Origin of the sequence: Nocardia sp. NPDC059229, assembly GCF_042754165.1 — a bacterium.
Lineage (GTDB): Bacteria > Actinomycetota > Actinomycetes > Mycobacteriales > Mycobacteriaceae > Nocardia.
In genome coordinates this window covers 242,953-260,214 of sequence record NZ_JBHZAK010000009.1, presented here as the reverse complement: position 1 = coordinate 260,214, position 17,262 = coordinate 242,953, and the positions used below count along the sequence as shown (strand labels likewise).

General features: G+C 67.5%; 18 protein-coding genes, 1 tRNA gene and 1 riboswitch. Of the genes, 6 read left to right on the top strand and 13 right to left on the bottom strand.

The genetic code is table 11. The features are described from left to right. Positions 1-90 precede the first annotated feature (90 nt). The 7 genes from ACFXHE_RS22290 to ACFXHE_RS22260 form a co-directional block, all read right to left on the bottom strand. Positions 91-163 (bottom strand) — tRNA-Gly (locus ACFXHE_RS22290). 150 nt (positions 164-313) lie between these two features. Then, positions 314-1,504 carry a hypothetical protein gene (locus tag ACFXHE_RS22285; protein ID WP_379385790.1) on the bottom strand — a complete coding sequence of 397 codons (1,191 nt, stop codon included), beginning with the start codon at positions 1,502-1,504 and terminating at the stop codon, positions 314-316. Beyond that, positions 1,501-3,183 (bottom strand): cutinase family protein, encoded by a 1,683-nt coding sequence (locus ACFXHE_RS22280; protein WP_379385788.1) that lies wholly within the window; start codon positions 3,181-3,183, stop codon positions 1,501-1,503. Before ACFXHE_RS22280 ends, ACFXHE_RS22285 begins: the two co-directional genes overlap by 4 nt. Before the next feature lie 17 nt (positions 3,184-3,200). Further along, positions 3,201-3,746, bottom strand: a complete 546-nt coding sequence (locus ACFXHE_RS22275) for a hypothetical protein (protein ID WP_379385786.1) — start codon at positions 3,744-3,746, stop codon at positions 3,201-3,203. Between the two features lie 323 nt (positions 3,747-4,069). Then, the gene (locus ACFXHE_RS22270; protein WP_379385784.1) at positions 4,070-5,047 is read right to left on the bottom strand and encodes a MinD/ParA family protein; all 978 of its coding nucleotides are present in this window, start codon (positions 5,045-5,047) and stop codon (positions 4,070-4,072) included. Between the two features lie 3 nt (positions 5,048-5,050). After that, positions 5,051-5,914 carry a hypothetical protein gene (locus ACFXHE_RS22265; protein ID WP_379385782.1) on the bottom strand — a complete coding sequence of 288 codons (864 nt, stop codon included), beginning with the start codon at positions 5,912-5,914 and terminating at the stop codon, positions 5,051-5,053. Positions 5,915-6,980: 1,066 nt separating this feature from the next. Continuing rightward, complete coding sequence (locus ACFXHE_RS22260) at positions 6,981-8,300, bottom strand: hypothetical protein (protein WP_379385780.1); 1,320 nt, start codon at positions 8,298-8,300, stop codon at positions 6,981-6,983. Positions 8,301-8,662: 362 nt separating this feature from the next. On the opposite strand from ACFXHE_RS22260, the gene ACFXHE_RS22255 reads away from it, so the two are divergent. Beyond that, positions 8,663-9,319 carry a hypothetical protein gene (locus ACFXHE_RS22255; RefSeq protein WP_379385778.1) on the top strand — a complete coding sequence of 219 codons (657 nt, stop codon included), beginning with the start codon at positions 8,663-8,665 and terminating at the stop codon, positions 9,317-9,319. Positions 9,320-9,322: 3 nt separating this feature from the next. On the opposite strand, the gene ACFXHE_RS22250 is transcribed toward ACFXHE_RS22255, so the two are convergent. From ACFXHE_RS22250 to ACFXHE_RS22240, 3 genes are all read right to left on the bottom strand, one after another. Further along, on the bottom strand, positions 9,323-9,637 hold the full coding sequence (locus ACFXHE_RS22250) for a DMT family transporter (RefSeq protein ID WP_379385777.1): 315 nt from the start codon (positions 9,635-9,637) through the stop codon (positions 9,323-9,325). A 9-nt stretch (positions 9,638-9,646) separates the two neighbouring features. Continuing rightward, positions 9,647-9,709: riboswitch (guanidine-III (ykkC-III) riboswitch) on the bottom strand. A gap of 85 nt (positions 9,710-9,794) precedes the next feature. After that, positions 9,795-9,992 carry a DUF397 domain-containing protein gene (locus ACFXHE_RS22245; protein ID WP_379385775.1) on the bottom strand — a complete coding sequence of 66 codons (198 nt, stop codon included), beginning with the start codon at positions 9,990-9,992 and terminating at the stop codon, positions 9,795-9,797. After that, a complete protein-coding gene (locus ACFXHE_RS22240) occupies positions 9,989-10,888 on the bottom strand; it encodes a helix-turn-helix domain-containing protein (RefSeq protein WP_379385773.1) in 900 nt (299 codons plus the stop codon). The genes ACFXHE_RS22245 and ACFXHE_RS22240 overlap by 4 nt, the downstream gene beginning before the upstream one ends. 88 nt (positions 10,889-10,976) lie before the next feature. Here ACFXHE_RS22240 and ACFXHE_RS22235 point away from each other — a divergent pair, with 88 nt between their 5' ends. The 3 genes from ACFXHE_RS22235 to ACFXHE_RS22225 all read left to right on the top strand — a co-directional run bounded on the left by ACFXHE_RS22235 (position 10,977) and on the right by ACFXHE_RS22225 (position 12,530). Then, complete coding sequence (locus tag ACFXHE_RS22235; RefSeq protein ID WP_379385772.1) at positions 10,977-11,234, top strand: hypothetical protein; 258 nt, start codon at positions 10,977-10,979, stop codon at positions 11,232-11,234. Between the two features lie 4 nt (positions 11,235-11,238). Continuing rightward, positions 11,239-11,463: a hypothetical protein gene (locus ACFXHE_RS22230; RefSeq protein WP_379385770.1), complete on the top strand. Its 225-nt coding sequence runs from the start codon at positions 11,239-11,241 to the stop codon at positions 11,461-11,463. A 311-nt stretch (positions 11,464-11,774) separates the two neighbouring features. Beyond that, positions 11,775-12,530 (top strand): type 1 glutamine amidotransferase domain-containing protein, encoded by a 756-nt coding sequence (locus tag ACFXHE_RS22225; protein ID WP_379385768.1) that lies wholly within the window; start codon positions 11,775-11,777, stop codon positions 12,528-12,530. Between the two features lie 158 nt (positions 12,531-12,688). Here ACFXHE_RS22225 and ACFXHE_RS22220 read toward each other — a convergent pair whose 3' ends face one another. The 3 genes from ACFXHE_RS22220 to ACFXHE_RS22210 are packed head-to-tail and all read right to left on the bottom strand — an operon-like array spanning position 12,689 to position 15,603. Next, entirely contained in the window at positions 12,689-13,702 is a 1,014-nt protein-coding gene (locus ACFXHE_RS22220) for a hypothetical protein (protein WP_379385767.1), read from the bottom strand. Further along, entirely contained in the window at positions 13,699-15,033 is a 1,335-nt protein-coding gene (locus ACFXHE_RS22215; protein ID WP_379385766.1) for a Dyp-type peroxidase, read from the bottom strand. The genes ACFXHE_RS22220 and ACFXHE_RS22215 overlap by 4 nt, the downstream gene beginning before the upstream one ends. 9 nt (positions 15,034-15,042) lie before the next feature. Next, positions 15,043-15,603, bottom strand: a complete 561-nt coding sequence (locus ACFXHE_RS22210; RefSeq protein ID WP_379385764.1) for a hypothetical protein — start codon at positions 15,601-15,603, stop codon at positions 15,043-15,045. A gap of 199 nt (positions 15,604-15,802) precedes the next feature. Here ACFXHE_RS22210 and ACFXHE_RS22205 point away from each other — a divergent pair, with 199 nt between their 5' ends. Continuing rightward, entirely contained in the window at positions 15,803-16,510 is a 708-nt protein-coding gene (locus ACFXHE_RS22205) for a hypothetical protein (protein ID WP_379385921.1), read from the top strand. Next, positions 16,507-16,980 carry a hypothetical protein gene (locus ACFXHE_RS22200; protein WP_379385762.1) on the top strand — a complete coding sequence of 158 codons (474 nt, stop codon included), beginning with the start codon at positions 16,507-16,509 and terminating at the stop codon, positions 16,978-16,980. The genes ACFXHE_RS22205 and ACFXHE_RS22200 overlap by 4 nt, the downstream gene beginning before the upstream one ends. Positions 16,981-17,262: the final 282 nt, after the last annotated feature.

Here is a 17,262-nt window from a genome sequence, read left to right as displayed (position 1 = left end):
ATCGGGCCGATATGGCTGCGAATGTGCTCGGGATCTACTGCGTAAGAACAACTTTCGCGGCTCAGGTGCTGCGTCTCGTTGTCTGTGTTGAGCGGATGACGGGATTCGAACCCGCGACCCTCACCTTGGCAAGGTGATGCGCTACCAGCTGCGCTACATCCGCATCGCTTCCATCCGGCCTGTTTCGGGCCGTCCGGCTGCGAGAGAGAACACTAGCCCACCCGCCCCGCATTTCCAAAACGCCTGGCAAACCCTGAGTTGCCCCGGCGTGCCGCCGGGGCGGGGTGGTGGTGTTCCGATTGTGGCGCGGCGGCTATTTGGGGGTGTCCTCGTTCATGGGCACGATGGCGGAGATCAGGGTCGCGTCTCCGATCTTGGTGGTGATGACCAGCTGCGGGGACCAGGTGCGTTTGGTGGCGTCGGGGTGCTGTTCGGTGACGACCATGATGTGCTGGCCGTCGAAGGGGCCGGGCATGATCTGCACACAGTAGGTGGTTCCCACCGGGATGCTGTCGATGCCGGCCTGGATCTGGTCGACGGTCGGCGTGGGTGCGTCCGGCGCGAACATCTCACGGACCGCCTTGCCCGAGCGGTCGACGTAGTAGCGGTTCTGCAGCGCGAGAATGGCGTCCGGGCCGGACTTGGTACTGCCGGGCCCGTTGCCGCGGACATTGCCGCCCTTCACCTCATTGGGGCAGAGGTTGGCGGGCAGGCCCGACGCCGGTTGGCCGGTGGGTGAGGCTGCGGCGGGGGTGGATGCGGCGGGTGCGGCCCGAGGCGTGGCGACATGGGGTTTCGCGGGTGCGTCGCCACCGGTGACCTTGGCGATCTGGACCGCGATCGCGGCCGTCACCGCGAGGACGGCGAGCAGGCCGAGCAGGGGGACGGCCCACTGGCCGCCGTTCAGCGTGGGGAGTGCGAATCTCGGTCGCTGCCTGGTCGGCCGCGTGGCCCGCTTCAGGGGTCGGCGGGCGGTCGGGTAGCCCGGCGGGGGACCGTCGGTGGCCGCGGCGTGCCGGGCGGGGTCGTAGGCGGTGAGCGCCCGTGGCGGATCGCCTGCCCGGGCGCGGCCCAGCCGGGCATGGACCGCGCTCGCCTGCCGGGTGTCCGGCGGGTCGTCGATCGACCGAGCGTGGGACGAGCCGGAGGCCGCCCGGGTGCCCGGCCCGCTGTACTCCGACGCGTCGGCGGCCCAGCCGGTCGCCTGCTGAGGATTCGATTCCGCCGTCCGCGGTTCGTAGTACTCGTCTTCGTCGTCGAAATCGTCGTACTCGTCGTCGAATTCGTCGGCTTCGTACTCGTCACGACCGGCCGTGTAGCTCTCGTGGCGGGCCGCGCTGACCCTGCCGGACTGCGCGGGGTACTCGCCGTATCCGGCGCGTCCCGGCCCGGCCGCGCCGGTGATCCAGTCCGACCAGCTGCCCGTGTACGCCTGCGCGCCCTCGTGCAGCGGGGTGGGCGGCTCCGATTCCGTTGTCCGCGACTCCGATTCGGTGGTGCTCATGGCGTCGCCCGAGGGCTGAGGTCGGGGATCAGTGGCGCCCCGCTGGTGGTGGGTGTGGTCGGGGCGGGGGAGAAACTCAGTACCGGGACGCCGCTGCTGGGCGTGCCGGTGTCGGTGCCGCCGCCGAGCGGGAACTGCCCATTGGGTGCGACGCTGGTGGGCGTCGTCGAGGTGCCCGCGAAATCCATTCCCAGCGTGGGTTTGTCGCTGCCACCGCTCGGGATGGCGCCCGGGGTGGTGGCCCCGGACAGGTCGTGGGCGACGGCCGCGAACCATTGGCCGACCCAGTCGGTCGGGCTCTCGCCGAATCCCGCGCCCTGGGCGTGGGTGTAGTCGTGCTTCTGAGCGGTGTCCCAGTACCGCACCCAGGTGGTGATGTCGAGCAGATCCTTGTTGTCGGTGACGTTCTGGGTGACGGCCGCGAATGCCTGGGTGGTGAGCCGGCTGATGGTGGTGGGCGGCACCAGGTTGGTGACCGCGCCGACCAGCTTGGCCCCGAACACCGCCAGCCCGGCGAGGGGGTTGGCCAGTCCGGCGGTGGCGATCTCGGTGATGTTGGCGGGGGTCAGGATGTCCTTCACCACGGCCACAATGGAATTGATGGCGATGGTGCCGACCTTGAGCAGCGCCTGGAACGCGCCCGGGACGTCGACCTGGGTGTTCGGGTTGGAGGCGTCGGCGATGCGCTGCGAGATCGACTTCTGCGGCTGGTACGACAGATCGGTCAGCGAGTTGCCGGACACGTCGTTGTTCACCACCGAGGTGGCGGTCTTGATCGAGGTGTAGGCCAGTGCCTCCGCGATGGATTTCAGCGACCCGATGGGGTCACCGGCCGAAATCTCGACCTGCCCGGCGATATTGGCGACGGTCCGCACCAGCGGCGCGCCCACCGGGGTATCGCAGGCCAGATCGCCCTCGGTGCAGAATTCGGCGACTCGCCCGACCAGCGTCCCGAAGTTCTCCAGGGTGGCGCTGTCGGGGGCGATGCCCGCCCCGGACGCGGTCTTGGTGGCGGGCGGATCCCCCAGTGCCGCCACCGATTTGCCGTTCGTACCGGGTGCGGCGGTGGGCAGCTTCTGATCCGGCTTGCCCGGGAACAGCGGCGCGTTGGCATTGCGGTTGGGGTCGCCGAAGAGCGCGACGGCCGCGATCCGGTCGGCCGGGACCGTGCCCTGGCCCGCGCCGACCTCCTGCGCGAACTGTGAGGCCACATGCGCGCCCTGGGAGTACCCGGCGATGGCGAGTTTCGTGCTGGGGCAGCGGTCGGTGACCTGTTTGGCCATGGACCGCAGCCGGTCCAGGCCGCCGGTGACGGACTGGCTGTAGGTGGTGGTGGACACCGACACCGCGCCGCCGAAGGACGCCTCGTAGGGCACGTAGGCCCGGTCCACCAGTCCGGCGTCGCTGGCGGCGGCCATCATGGGCCGGAAGACTTCCGACAGCATGCCGGTGTCGGTGGTGACGGCGGCGTCGGGGGAGGATTCGCCGGTGCCCTGTACGCCGAGCGCGAACAGCGCCGGGCATTTGTCGATGGGGACCGTGGTGTCCGGCGGCCCGCCCCGGGCTTCCGCCGTATTCAGCACAGCAGGCCCGACGGCGGCCGTCGCCACGATGCAGACGGCCGCGGTCAAGAGTGCCGAACTCCGAAACCCCACGCTGGGCAGCAGTTTTCGATGCACGTCGCACCTCGTTCAGGTTATGGACTGGCTGATTCCGCGCCGTGCTGCGCGCGTTCGGTGATCCGCGCCCCGGCAATGCGCGCCGCGGTGAGGATCTGCTCGGCCAGAAGCCGAACCGGTTGCGGGGGAGTGCGAGTGGGATCCCCGTCGTCCACCGGTGAGCTACCGGCGGCGGGATCCCATTCCGCCATTTCGTAGGGTTCGAGGGCGCGCCACTGTTCGAGCCAGCCCAGCCGCCAGGTGCGGGCGCCGAGCGCGACGGCCAGGCCCTCCATCTCCTCGCGGCGTTGCGCGACCGGAATCGGCAGCGGCCGAGCCGAATCCGACACGGTCACCACGCCGACCACCTGGCTGCCGGCGGGCGTGGCCCGGGCCTGATGCGCCAGCAGCGCCCGATGCAGGGCATTCACCCCGCGCAGATGACTGCGCCCGACGAGCACCACCAGCGGCGAATCCAGATCCCCCGCCAGCCCGATCCGCGCGGGCCACCGCTGCCCCGCGTCCCCCGCCCAGCTGAGACTGGCCGCGAGACTGCTGACCCCCGCGCCGCCGTGCACACCCACGAGCCACACCAGTGGCGGCCGCGGCGGCCGATTCGGCACCGCTCGATGCCACATCGGCACGGGAGGAGCCGTGGGCGCGGGCTGACTCGGTGGAGGTACGTCGGAAAATGCTGTGCCGCTGCGCCATTCGCCGCCGCCCAATGGTTGCCATACGGTGCTCGGCATAGGGGGCCGACCAGAGGCCGTCTCGTCGGCATCGAAGGGACTGTGGGCGGTGTGCGGTGCTGGACCCGAGTTGCCGGTGGCGCGCGGTGCCGGGGTGTGGGCGGCGTGCGATGCCGGGTCTGGGGACGGCGAGGCGCGGCGTGGGTCGTGGAGCGTGGTCATCGCAGCGCTCCGAGGAGGGTGAAGTAGGCGTCGCGGGTGGGTGCGGTGAGATGGTGCCAGGTGATGGGGCCGCCGGTGGCGAGGTGGAGGTCGAAGGGGATCGGGACCACGGCGCGGACCCAGGAGCCGAGGTGGGTGCGCACATGGTCGAGAACCGCTGCGGCCGAGCCGGGTACCTGTTCGGTGAGGACGATGACCGCGTCGCCGACGACGAATTCGCTGAAGTTCTCGTCCAGCCAGGTGAGGGCGGGCTGGAGGCGGTTGATGGCGTCGGGTCGTGCGGCCACGGTGATCACCAGCCCGACCCGGGGGTCCGCCAGCAGCGGGGCCGCCAACCGGCTGGTGACCGGTGCGCCCGCATCGAAAAACCCAAGCAATCCGGCATTTTCGAGATGACGCGCGACGGACACCAGGGATTCCCTGCGCGGCAACGGATCCGGCGTCCGGCCCAGCACCCGCACCCCGGTCGACGTCTGCCCCGAGCACGCCCCCACACTCGATGCCAGCCCCGGATACGGTGTGCCGAGCCACTTCTGCAAGCTCCCCACCGGAGCCGCCGCATCACACCCGCGCAGCGCCACGTCCCCGCCCCCGAGCGTGGCGTCCACCACCACCGGCCACACCTCGCCGTCACTGTCCACGGCCGCCGCCGCGGCCAGCCCCAGCGCCGTCGTACTGGCCCCCGACGCCCCTGACCCGCCCAGCACCAGCACCGGCGGCACGGCGGCCCGCACCAGCCGCCCCTGCCCACCCCGCAACGGCACGCCATCGGTGGGCGAACCCGCGGGTCCGGGCTGCATCAGCTCACTGAGCCCCGAATCCCCCTCGCCCCCAGCCGCACTCGCCCGCACGGCCTCCACCAGCCGCGCCTCCACCGCCGCACTCGTGTTCGGCTGTTCGAGACCGGGCCGGGGTGTGGGGGTTGCGGGGGGACCGGGGGGTGTGGAGCGGAGCCGGTCGTCGATGTCGACCATGGCTCACCGGCTTCCCGCGACGATGGAGGTGATGCGGACCTGGCCGTCACGGGCGGCGGTGGTGATGACCTGCTGCCAGGAGGTCTGGCTGCCGTCCGGGTGTTTCTCGTCGACGGTGACGTTCCAGCGGTCGGCGTCCGCGCCGGTAATGGTGACGCAGTGCTTGGTTCCGGCCGGGGTGGCCGAAATCGCGTCGCGGGTGGCCTGTTCCGGGGCGACGCGGGCATCCGGGGTGAGCAGGGCGCGCACCGCGCCCACGTCGCGCAGCACGTACCAGGCGTATTCGAGGTGCATGATGACGCCGGGCCCACTGAGGAGGTCGCCGGCGGTGTCGCCGCTCACCCGCTGCGGCGTACTGACTTCCTGGCACCAGGCGACCAGCCCCGGCTGATTCCCGCCGGACGTGCTCGTGCCCGCCGCACTGGTCGCCGGAACCGCCTGTGGCGCCGGTGAATCGCCCGGCGTGAGCGCCAGCCACCCGACCACCGCCACCAGCACCAGCGCCAGCGAAACTCCGGCAATCGCGAGCGCCCGATTGCGCATCCGCAACCGCCGCTGCGTCTGCTCCGCCCGCCGCCGCGCCTCGGACACCAGCGCCGCCATCGGATCCTCGGCCCGCAACTCGTCCGCCCGAACCGACTGCCGCCCCGCCTCACCCGCCGCCGGCACCGCCCCCTCCGTCAGCCACGAGGCCCACCCCGGCGCCTCCGCCTCCACCGTCCCCACCGACTCCCCACCGCCCGGAGCCAGCACCGGCATCACCGGCCGCCCCGCGCCCACATTCCCGCCGCCCCCATCCCGCTCCGCCGAGAACCCCTCCCACTCCTCCGCAGCCCGATGCCGCCCCGCCCCACCTCGACCGTCCATACCTTCACTCCCAACCCGACCCACGCCACCCCCACCCGAGCCCCCGTCGACCCCACCGCCAGTACCTCGAGCGCCCCCGCCGCCAGCCGAAACAACTCCCGAATGCCCCGCGCCGATTACCCGCGCGGCCGCACCCCGCCCCGGCCGACCCCTGTCGGGTTCCCACCGAGCTGTATCGGGTTCGCGTTCACCAGTGCCGGTTCGGCGCTGAGAAGTAGCGGATTCGCCTCGAGCTGTGCCGGATTCAGGCTGGGTCGTGTCGGGTCCGTTTCGAGCCGAGCCGGGTTCGTGCTGAGCCGTGTCGGGTCCGTTTCGAGCCGAACCGGGTTCGTGCTGAGCCGTGCCGGGTCCGTTTCGAGCCGAACCGGGTTCGTGCTGCGGAATGCCGAGCTCGAATTGAGCCATGTGGGGCTCCCGTCGAGCTGTGCCGGATTCGCCCTGACCTGTATCGGGTTCGCGTTGAGCGGTACCGGTTCGGTGCTGAGCTGTAGCGGATTCTTCTTGCGCTGTGCCGGGTTCGCGCGCTGTGGCGGGCTCGCGCTGAGCTGTGCCGGGTATGCGGTGTGCTGGGTCGGTTGCGCGTGGAGCGGTACTGGTTTCGGCCCTGGTTGCGCCGCTTTCGACTTGGGGCACGCTGTGTTCGGTCCTGCGGGTGCCGATTTGGGGCTGGGCTGGGGTGCCGTTGGACTGGAGCGTGGCGGTGTTGGCCGGGGCCGTGCTGCCTTCGGTTCGACGTGTGGCGCTATCGGGTCGAATAGTGCCATTTGCGACTCGGGGTGTGCCCCTGTCGGGCTGGGGTGTGCCGCCTTGGAGCTGGGCTGCGGAGTTCTTGGCTTGGGGCGCGGCGCTTTCGGGCTGGGCCGCGTGACCTTCGGTCCGGGCCGTGGCAGATGCCGGGACGGCGGGATCAGGGTCGAGGGCGAGGAAGTCGTGGGCGCGGCCGGTTTGGGTCAGGTCGCGATGCGGGGGTGTGGAGGTGGGCTCGGGGGTGGCGGGAGGTAAGTGGCCTGGGGTGGAGTCGGAGGCGTTGGTGTCTGGAGTCACGGCGTTGCCCGTGCCGTTCCGGTCACGCACCCGGCGGGGCGGGTTGCAGGGCGGCCATGAAGGCTTCGGGGGTGAGCGGGGGCATCTGAGCCACGGCGGCGCGGAACGAGTCGACCTGCGCGTTCACGCCGTCCACCACCTGCTCGACCACGGGCGCGGCCTGCGGCGCCACCGCAGCCACCTGCTGCCCGACCCCGGTAGCCGCCTGCTCCACCACCGGCGCAACCTGTTGCTCGACTGTCGTGGCGACCTGCTGCGCGACGGGCGCGACCTGCTGTTCAACCGTGGTGGCAACTTGCTGCGCGACCGGCACAACCTGCTGTTCGACCGTGGTGGCGACCTGCTGCGCGATCGGCACGACCTGCTGCTCGACGGTTGCGGCGACCTGCTGCACCACGGGCGCGGCCACCTGCGCGATCGGCGCGGGCAATCCGGCGATCGCCGAAACCGGCTGCACCCCGGGCAAACCCGTAACGGGATCCGAAACCGGCACCTGCGCAGCGGTATCGATCAGCGGCGGCGGCGCAGCTGGCTCGGGCTGCTTCGCGTTCCCTCCACCGAGCGCACCAGCGACGATCGCACCCAACGTCCCGACAACTCCAACTGCTGGAATTCCAACTACGGCAGCGCCAGTGAGGCAGCCAGTCACACCGCCGACCAACGCGCCAGCAGGCGCGCCAACGCCCGCTGTTGGGACGCCGCCGATAACACCGCCTGCGACCGCGCCGACTACTGCGCCGACAGCACAACCTGCCGGAACCAGGGCGACGGTTGCCGCGCCACCGGCGGCCAAACCGAGTCCGGCACCCACGACACTGGACGCGGCCAGTCGATCGGATTCATCCTCCGAGTAACCGAGATGGTCGAATGCGGCGGCAATCTGCCACTCGGCCATGTCGGCATAGGCCTGGGCTTTGTTGCGAGTCTTGGTGTCGACCCAGTCCGGCAGTTGAATCGTGTTGTTTCCCAGCCGGAGCTGATGCGGGTCCGCAGGCATCACTTCGGGCGCATTCGCGGCGGGCTGACCAGGCTGGGTGTCCTGCGGTTCAGTCGGCTGGACCTGTGGCTGGGTCTGCGGCTGAATGATGGTGTCCTGCTGCGGCGTTGTCTGCTGCTTCGGCCGGGGACGGTTCGGGGGAGCGATGGGCGGATCCGGGATGTAATCCGCTGGGCTGGGTGAGGAATTCGCGGGCGGCTGTTGCGGCTGGGTGCTCAGGCCCGGTTGCCCGTCGCCGGGTACGGCGAGGCCCGGCTGGCCCGGGGCCGCGGCGGCCACGCCCTGGCCGGCTACCAGCGCGATGGGCAGCATCGACAACAGGATCGAAGTTCGTGTGGTCTTCATGTCCCCAATTCCCCTTCCCCGAATGGACAGCACCGGGCGCACGGCCCGAATCCCCCGGATGCCATGGCATTCCGCACCCCTGGCCGACTACACAGGTGGTCCACCGGAACCAGGTCCCGATGATCCCTCATGAACCCCACCACCTGCGATGATCATGTTGCGGCCCTGATCTTACCCGGATCGTGAGCCCCCACAACCGGTTCCGTGACGGGAGTGACGAATTGTTAAACCGAGCCGAGCAACACTCGTAGATCGGCGCCCGGCACTCGTAGGATCACGACACGTCGCCCGCCCGCGCGTCATCCGAACCGGCTTCACCGCAACACTTCTCGACCACCCCAGGTCCACCCGGAGGAATCCTCATGCGCGCCAAGTCAGCACACCACGCGCAAACGTTCGCCGCCGCGGCCGCGACCCTGCTCGCCTCCGCGGCCGTCCTCAGCGTCGCTGCCTGCGGAGTCAGTGATCAGAGCACCGCGAAAACGACTACCACACCGGTTGATCCGGCCCGCGCGCCTGCCGACGTGCACTGGGAGAACTACCAGGGAGTCCAGCTCCCGATCGGTAGTCACGACGGTCCCAGCAAACTCGGCACCACCGCCGCGGGCTTCTCGCACACCCCGCAGGGCGCGGCTTTGGCCGCCATCAATCACAGCACCCGGCTATCACTGGCCCCGGACGGCGCATGGCCGCAGGTGGCGGCCATTTCGCTGATTCCCGGTCCGGCCAAGGACTCCTGGGTACTGGCCCGCGCGCAGGTCTCGATCACCGCCCCCGCCAATCCGGTGGTGGCCCCGCGCATCACGGCCTACGAGCTCACCGCCTACACCCCCGACCGCGCCGATCTCACCGTCTATGCCACTTACTCCGACGCCAGCATCACCGCGACCGCCGAGACCGTGCTCTGGGCGTCCGAGGATTGGCGGCTGCTCCTCGCGGACCCCGCCGCCAAAACCCAGACCGTGCAATCGGTTCCCAGCGTCCCCGCGGACGCGGTCGGACTGGAACCCCCGAAATAGCGGCTACCCGACCAGCTTCAACCCGATCACGCACGCCACGATCCCGCCCAGGAACAGCAGCTTGACCGCGCTGACCGCGTCCCCGCCGGTAGCCATGGAATAGACGACGGTCAGCACCGCTCCGATCCCCACCCACACCGCGTACGCCGTCCCCACGGGCAGCCCCCGCATGGCGTAGGCCAGCCCCGCCATACTCACCACGAGCGCCACCCCGAACACCGCGGTCGGCCCGAGCCGGGTGAACCCCTCCGACTTCCCGAGCGCGGTGGCCCACACGGCCTCGAACACCCCGGACACGACCAATACCAGCCACGACATGACAACCTCCGAAGGCCGTCTTGTCGCACACCGGGTACGGCTCCCTCGTCCGGGCCCCCAACCGGGGACTACCTACACGATGGCAAACTTTCAGCGACCAGGGCAAATTCTCCGCTGGTGATCTCCGCCTCCATCCGCCGAGATCACCAGCTGCATCTCATCCCCAGATCCCACTACCGAGGAATCGATCCCACTGCTCACCGGAGAAGACGAGCACCGGCCCGCCCGGATCCTTCGAGTCGCGCACCCCGACGACGCGCGCGCCCTCACCGATGAACGCGATCTCGACACACTCGTTGGCGTCGGCTGATCTCGACGACTTGAACCACCTGGCATTCGACTGATCGGTTATCACGCCGTGTACTCCTTCGCGATGTCCGACATCAGATCTCTGGTGTCATTCTCGCTCAACGCTACTCGCCGAATACTCGAGATCGCCTTCTTGAACCGATCGATCACTCGGTCGCTCTCGAGGTAGAGCGCCCCTTCCGCTCCATCGATGTAGACGCAGGGTGGTTCCATCAAATGGCATGAAAGGGGCGGAAATTCGAGCATTGTGAACGACAGGATGACGAGACCCTCGTGCGTGTTCTCGTTGAACGGCACGACTCGGATCGAAACGTTGTCCCGCGTCCCGGCCTCACAGAGGTAGCGCAGTTGGGCGGCCATCACCGCTGGTCCCCCGGGTCTGTGGCGCAGGACGGCCTCCGACAGCAGAGCATCCATGTGGTAGTCCGGTTCTGCGATGCGTTCCTGCCGCCGTGCGGCGAGTTCCAACCGGCGTTCAACATCGATTTCCGAGAGGTCCGGGTGAGTGGCGCGAATAATCGCTCGGCGATACTCGGACGTCTGCAACAGGCCCGGTACAAGAACGAGTTGGTGACTGACCCAGTGGTTACTCGTCGCTTCGAGTCGCAGGTAATGGTCGAAATGTGGCGCGTACTGGTCGGCGTAGGCCTGCCACCACCCCTTGTACGAACCTTGGAGCTTGGCGGCCTTGTCTTGCTGCCGGACCTCATTCCACATCTCTATTGCCTCTTGCCGGACGTCTGGGCTGACCTCGTACAGATCGAGCAGCGACTTCAGCTGTGGCGTAGTGACTTTTGTGGGTAACCCGTCCTCCAAGCGGACCAATGTTTGCTTGGAGGTGTCTATTTGCAAGCTGGCCGTTAGTAGCGACGCTCCGACATGCTCGCGGAGCCCGCGAAGAAATCGACCGAATGCCCGTTTGGGAATGGTGGATCCGACCATTTCGTTAGCCTCGCTATCTGGGGAGTGCCTTTCGTGGGGTGGTCCATCGTGGAACGCCAACGTAATTCGTTGAAGCTCTTCCGCAAGGGTGGCTGTGCAATCACAGTGGAGTCAACCGAGAATTCGCTACGAGGAGGTCGAAATACCCTGGGACGCATGGGCGCTGCTGTCCATCATCGTGGTCTGCACCGCCATCACCGCTCGCACCGCGTGGGACTCGTACCGCCTCGGCCGCGAGTCCCGCCACACCACCCTCCGCCTGACGTTGTCCACCGGCGGCCACCTCGACATCCCTTGCCCGCCAGGCCATCCCACCGGACGCCATCGCCCCCACACCCTGAGGTGACCCGATGACTCCCGCCGAAGTAGCGGTGCTTACCGCCCTCCACCCGGATCGCATTCTGACCGCCCCGCAAATCCAGCAGTCCGCAGCACTGACCAGCTGGCGCACCCGAAATGCTCTCTCCTGCCTGGAATCCCGGGGCCTCATCACTCCTAGTCGCCCGCGTGGCCGCTACCGCATCACCCCGCGCGGCCGGGCTGCCCTCGTCGCCAAGGCCCGCCGCTTCGCCTGACCCGGCTCGTCTGGGGCGAGGCAGGAAAGGGGTGAGTTGATTTCCCCGGGCCGGGTGGCAGCGTCGGCCCGGCGGGGCGGCCAGGGTCTGTTGGTCACCGATCGTAGTGCTGTGAACGAACAGCGGCGGTGCCGAGGTCGAAGACCTGCGAAGCACATGTGGCTGTGCCGTATCGGCGATGTCGAATATTGGGCCGGTCGAAAGGTGCCTTGTGCCATCGTGCATTCGGCCGGCAGCCCGGCGTCGATAGCTATCTTGGCAGGTAGGTTGCTCGATCCGGCCACGGAGACGAAGCCTGTAATAATGCCGTCATGCGCGTACTGATGCCGCTCCCCGACAGCGATTTCGATGTCACCGAGGTGGCGGTGCCCTGGCGGATTCTTACCGACGCCGGACACCAGGTGGTATTCGCGACCGAGCGTGCCGGCACCGTTCCCCACGCCGATCCACGGCTGCTGACCGGAGTGCTGTTCGGGCAGTTGGGGGCCGAGGACGAGCCGAAGCAGTACTACCGGCAACTCACCGAATCTCCCGAATTTCGGGCGACCGTGTCCTGGTCCGACCTCGAGGTCGAGGAATACGACGGGCTCATTCTGCCCGGTGGCCACGCACCCTGCATGCGGCAGTACCTCGGTTCCGGCCTGCTGCAACAACAGGTCGCCCGGTTCTGGGCGCTGGAGCGTCCGGTCGGCGCGATCTGCCACGGAGTACTGGTGCTGGCGCGCGCCAATGACCCGTCTACCGGCCGTAGTGTGCTGGCCGACCGCAGCACCACCTGCCTACCGAAATATATGGAACGTACCGCCTACTTTCTCACCGCTTGGCGCTTGGGACGCTATTACCGCACCTACCCCGCCTACGTCGAGGACGAGGTTCGCGATGCCCTCGTCCATCCCGACAGCCAATTCCGGAGGGGGCCAATCGAACTCGTTCGACGGGGCACTGCCACCGACGACAACCCCGCGTTCGTCGTCCTGGATGGCAACTACGTGTCCGCCCGATGGCCGGGCGACGCCTACCTTTTCGCTCGCCGCTACCTCGACCTGCTCGCCGCGACTGCACCTTAAAACCAACCTGCGCGTCGTAGGGTGCGGTGATGGCCTATGCGCGCACCGTGAAGACCGCTTCGGGGGTGATCGCGGTGCAGATCGTGTGGTCGTCACGGCGCGGCTCTCGGGATATCGAGCATGTCGGGTCGGCGCACGACGAGTGTGGTGGCACCAGGTCATTTCATGGTGGCGAGGTTGTGCCAGAGGTGCCTGAGGCTGTCGGTGCCGCCGAAGAGCGTGGTGAAGTTGGTGGAGTCGATGAGCAGGATGTCGCCGGCGCGCGGGCCGGCGGGCGGCATCCAGATCAAGGTGTTGAATTCGGTGTTTCCGGCGCTGGTGAAGGGATGCGGTCGGTGGGGGTCGACGCGCTGGCTGGCCAGCACGCGGAGCGAGTCGCTTTCGGGCGCGGTGAGTTCGTAGTGCGGCAGATGGGGGTGGAAGTTGAATGTGGTGACCTGGTCGAGCAGCCGGGGTGTGTCCAGGTCGCGGAACGCTGTGACGGGGGCGATCTGATCGGTGCCTTCGACGACTGCCGGGCGTAGGCCCCAGATGTTGTGCACCGGCACGTCGAGCGCTTTCATCAGCGAGCGCGTGTACTGGCCGAATCGCTGCTGGCGGGGCACGAGCGGATCGCCGTGATGTTCGTATTCGACCTGTCGCTGCGCGTTGTCGTCGGTGAAGCCGACGTCGTGGTGTGGCGCCAGGAGCAGGCAGGTGCCCTCCCGTTGCAGCCACTCACGGATGGCGTCGATCTCCTCGGGTGCGGCCTGCTGTTCGGCGAGGACATGGTCGAGCCCGAACACCATCAGGGTGTCGGTGTCGGCCAGGATGCGTTCGTCGATGGGCAGGAAGTAGCCGGCCTGATCGATGCGCTGGAAGACCGCGACGGGATGGCCGGTGGCCTGCCCCGCCAGCTGTTGGAAATCCAGTGTCGAGCGGTGGAACAGCTCGAGGGTGCCGGCGATACCCTGCAGGAAATGGTCCTTGTCGTAGTCGGGGGTCTCGTAGGCCGGCCAGGCGACATTGCGGACCTCGGTCATCGTGGAGAAGCGGTTGTAGATTTCGGCGGGGTCGCGCTGGGCTTCCCAGGGGTAGCTCCACGTCCAGTAGATGCTGACCCGCCGCCGCCCGTCGGCCGTGCGCGGAAGGTGGCTCTGGTTGTAGGTGCGTGCCGTCGGCAGGCTGCTCATGAGGTCACCTCTCGGTTCTCGAGCGTGGCCAGGTAGCGCAGGGCGCTGATACCGGGCAGGAAGAAGTACGCTCCGCCTTTGAGAGTGGTGAAGGCGGGCAGGCCCGTGAACACCTTTCGGATCGGGCGCTTGGGGATGGTGAATTCCAGGGTGCCGTCCTGGGCGCCGCAAATGGGGTCGTGCTCATTGCCGAGTTCGTGGAATGCCTTGTCGTTGATCCACACGTTCTGGGCGAACTCGAACTGGCGAACCAGGCTGGCGCAGATGATGAAGGCGGCGATGCCCCGGTCCGCGCCGTCGTCGGGCGCATCCTCGGGCAGCGCCGGCCCGTAGGTGGCGCCGCGGCGAATCATCCTGCGCCGGTTCATGTTCACCGCGGTGTCGCGCGGGTTGAGTCGGCGCGCATGCGAGCCCAGCGGCACCGCATAACCGTGCGGGTCCATCTGTTTGTAGTCGAAGTCGTTGTTGCGCAATGGATCTGCGCCGAGCTGGGGATCGTCGTGGTCCGGTGACAGCACGAGCGGCGCGCCGCTGCGCCACCGGCCCATGAGTTTGGCGGCGAGGAGTTCCTGCCCGTCGGGGGTGTCGGCGTGCTCACGCAGGAAGTCCCGAAATGCACCCACGTGTTCTTGCAGCCGCCGGTAGGCCATGTAGCTGCCGTTGCGGGACAAGGCCCCCGGCTGCGGCAGCCCGTGGGGTGGCCCGTCCTCGTCGGGGTAGCCCAGGATGAATTCGCCGGGTTGCAGCGGCGCGCCCGAGCCCGGGGTCGGTTCTTCCCCGGATCCTTCGATCACCGGCTGGGACAAGCGATCTCGAAACCCGAAGTGGTCGTGGGCGTAGTTGAACGGCGGTGTCGCGTTCAAATCCAGGAACGACAAAACCCGCACACCCGGGCAGCCGGCCACCAGTTTCTCGTGTTCGGTCGTGCAGCGCTGGCGTTCTTCCTCGGTGCGGGCGAACAGGATTGCGATGGCGTGCAGGTCGGCACCGGCCAGTCCGCCCACCCAGTTGTCGGGATGATTGGCGCCGGTGTCACCCAGGATGTCGGCCCGGGCGGCCATGCCCTCGCGGAATTCGTCGGGAAAGGTGGCAAGCGCTTCGTCTGGAACCCCGAGCGCCCGCAACCCATTCCAGGTGAAGGCCAGTGTGACCCACCGTTGCGAACTGTCCATTGTGGCGCGCACGTCCGCGGCCGACTGCACCCGGTCCACCAGCGGCGTCAACCAGGCTCGGCCCCCGGCGGGGTCGTCGAAGGACAGGAACTCATAGCGGCCGGTCACCGCAGGGGTGCGGGTCAGCAGGATGTGCTGAATATCCTCGAGTTCGAGCATGGCGGCGGGCTACTGCATCTGATCGAGCATGTCGGAGAACGCCGCCTTCGCCCGCAGCGCCTTCTTGATCTCGTCAGCGGTGGCGTAGGGGTACTCTCCGTACTCGAGGAAGCTCGGAAACTGGTGTTTGCGAACGAATTCCACGAATGACTCCGGATTTTCCTTCCAGTCCTCCGGGAATCCCTCGAGGTTCGTGAAGACGGTGTCGATACCGGTCTGCGAGAACAGCGTCACGGCGTCTTCGGTGTACTTGTCGAAATCGGTATCGAAGATGCCCTGATACTGGAAATACAGTCCGAAGCCGACGTCGAACAGCAGCCACCGCAGATAGTGCAGCCGAAGCGGTGCCAATACGTCCGGGCTTGCTGCCACCGCGTCCTGGATCCGCTGGCCGTGGGCGCGGATGGCCTCTTCCCGGCCGGGTTTCACCTTGGCGATGATCGAGAACCCGTAACAGGCCGGGGTTCGTGGATAGGTGGGACCGTATCTGCCGCGTTGCAGTTCGAAGTAGCCCTCCTTGGGAATGGCCAGCGCTGCTGGTTTACTCCAGTCCTGATCGGCGGATGGCATGTTGTCCACACCTTTCGCAGTAAGCCACCTATTGAGACCGTGTCGTAACCTGCATTCGGCACCGAATACCGATGCCGTGAATCGGCTGAGGTCAGGGCTGGAAATTGTTGTCGATTTGTTAGGCTGCCCGACCGCGATAGGCGGTGGCGATACCGCCGAATTCCCGGGGCAGGCAATCCATTCTGGCAGGATGACCCTTATGCCGACTCCGTCGCAACAGAGCAAGCCTGCGCCACCTCTGGGTCAGCTGTCAACGCCGCGAGCCGCCGCACTGGCCGGGGTGCTCTTCGCGATATTGCTCGGTACAACGCTGGTCCTTATTCGCATCCAAATGCCCGACCACGTCGAGGATTCGGCCCAATGGCTGCAGAGCCGGCGCGGCGCGCTCACCACGGCGACCGTGCTGATGCCATTCGCCGGAATCAGCTTCCTGTGGTTCGTCGGCGTCGTCCGCGACGGGTTCGGACGCCACGAAGACCGGTTCTTCCTGACGGTATTCCTGTGCAGCGGACTGCTCTTCGTCGCGATGATGTTCGTCGCGACCGCCGGTATCGCTGGTCTTGTGGCGAGTAGCAACAGCGTCACCGATCCGGCCGCCCGCACCGAGGTGATCAACTTCGCCAGGATGATGGTGATCTCGGCGAGCCAAACCTACGCACTCCGGATGGCCGCCGTGTTCATGATCTCGCTCGCGACGATTTGGTTGAAGACCAGGCTGATGCCCCGCTGGCTCGTCGTGCTGAGCTACCTGGCCGCCCTGGTGCTGCTGATCGGCAGCGAGATGAGCCGGTGGCTGACCCTGGTGTTTCCGGTCTGGGTGCTCGTGGTCAGCTGCTTGCTCCTGGCCCGCGCCGGACTGATCGGCGAGCGGCGCGACGAGGGCGATCAGTCTCGGAGGCTTTCGTGAACGAGCCACCTTCGCCGCGTTCGCCTGATTTGGAGCTGCTCTACTTGGCGGTGGCGGACCGGCACCTGCAATACGAGAATCTGCTCTGGCAGGTGCCTGCGCTCAGTCTGATCGCTCAGGCCTTCCTGTTCAGTATCGCGATGGGAGCAGGCAACGACCCCGTCGCGCGGATCGCCTCCTCGCTCCTCGCATTGATCGTCTCGATCATCTCGATCATGTTGATGGCAAGCCATCGCCTCGCCGTCCGCAAGGATGAGCTCTGGCTGGAGCGTTTCGAACAGAATGAACTCGACGTGGGAACCTGGGGCGCACACGGCACGGCATCCGCGAGGCAACAGGACATCGCCGACCTGGACGCGGGGCTTGTCGGCAAGCTGCTACCGATGCGGCAGATGTTCAAGGTATGGGTCGTCGGACTCGGTTGCTTCGGCATAACCGCCGTCTTCATGATCCTGCGGACACTGATCTGATCGGTCTCGGCCGTTGAGCAGTCTCAGCTGGTCGGCATGCTGGACCCACGAATGAAGACTTCTGGCCCCTAGCGGATGCTGGCCGATCGCAGTTAGCCTGAATGACGTCCTTTCTTCAAAACTGTGAAGAGGACGTTGCTTCGGTCGACACAGCTACCGGAGCCGCCAGGTCGACGCGGACGTGACAGTGCCTGGCACCGGACCATTCCGTACAGGATCTGGTTCGGCAACTTCACCGTGTGGCTATCGCTCGTCATGTAGGACCATGACAACCGGTCGGGG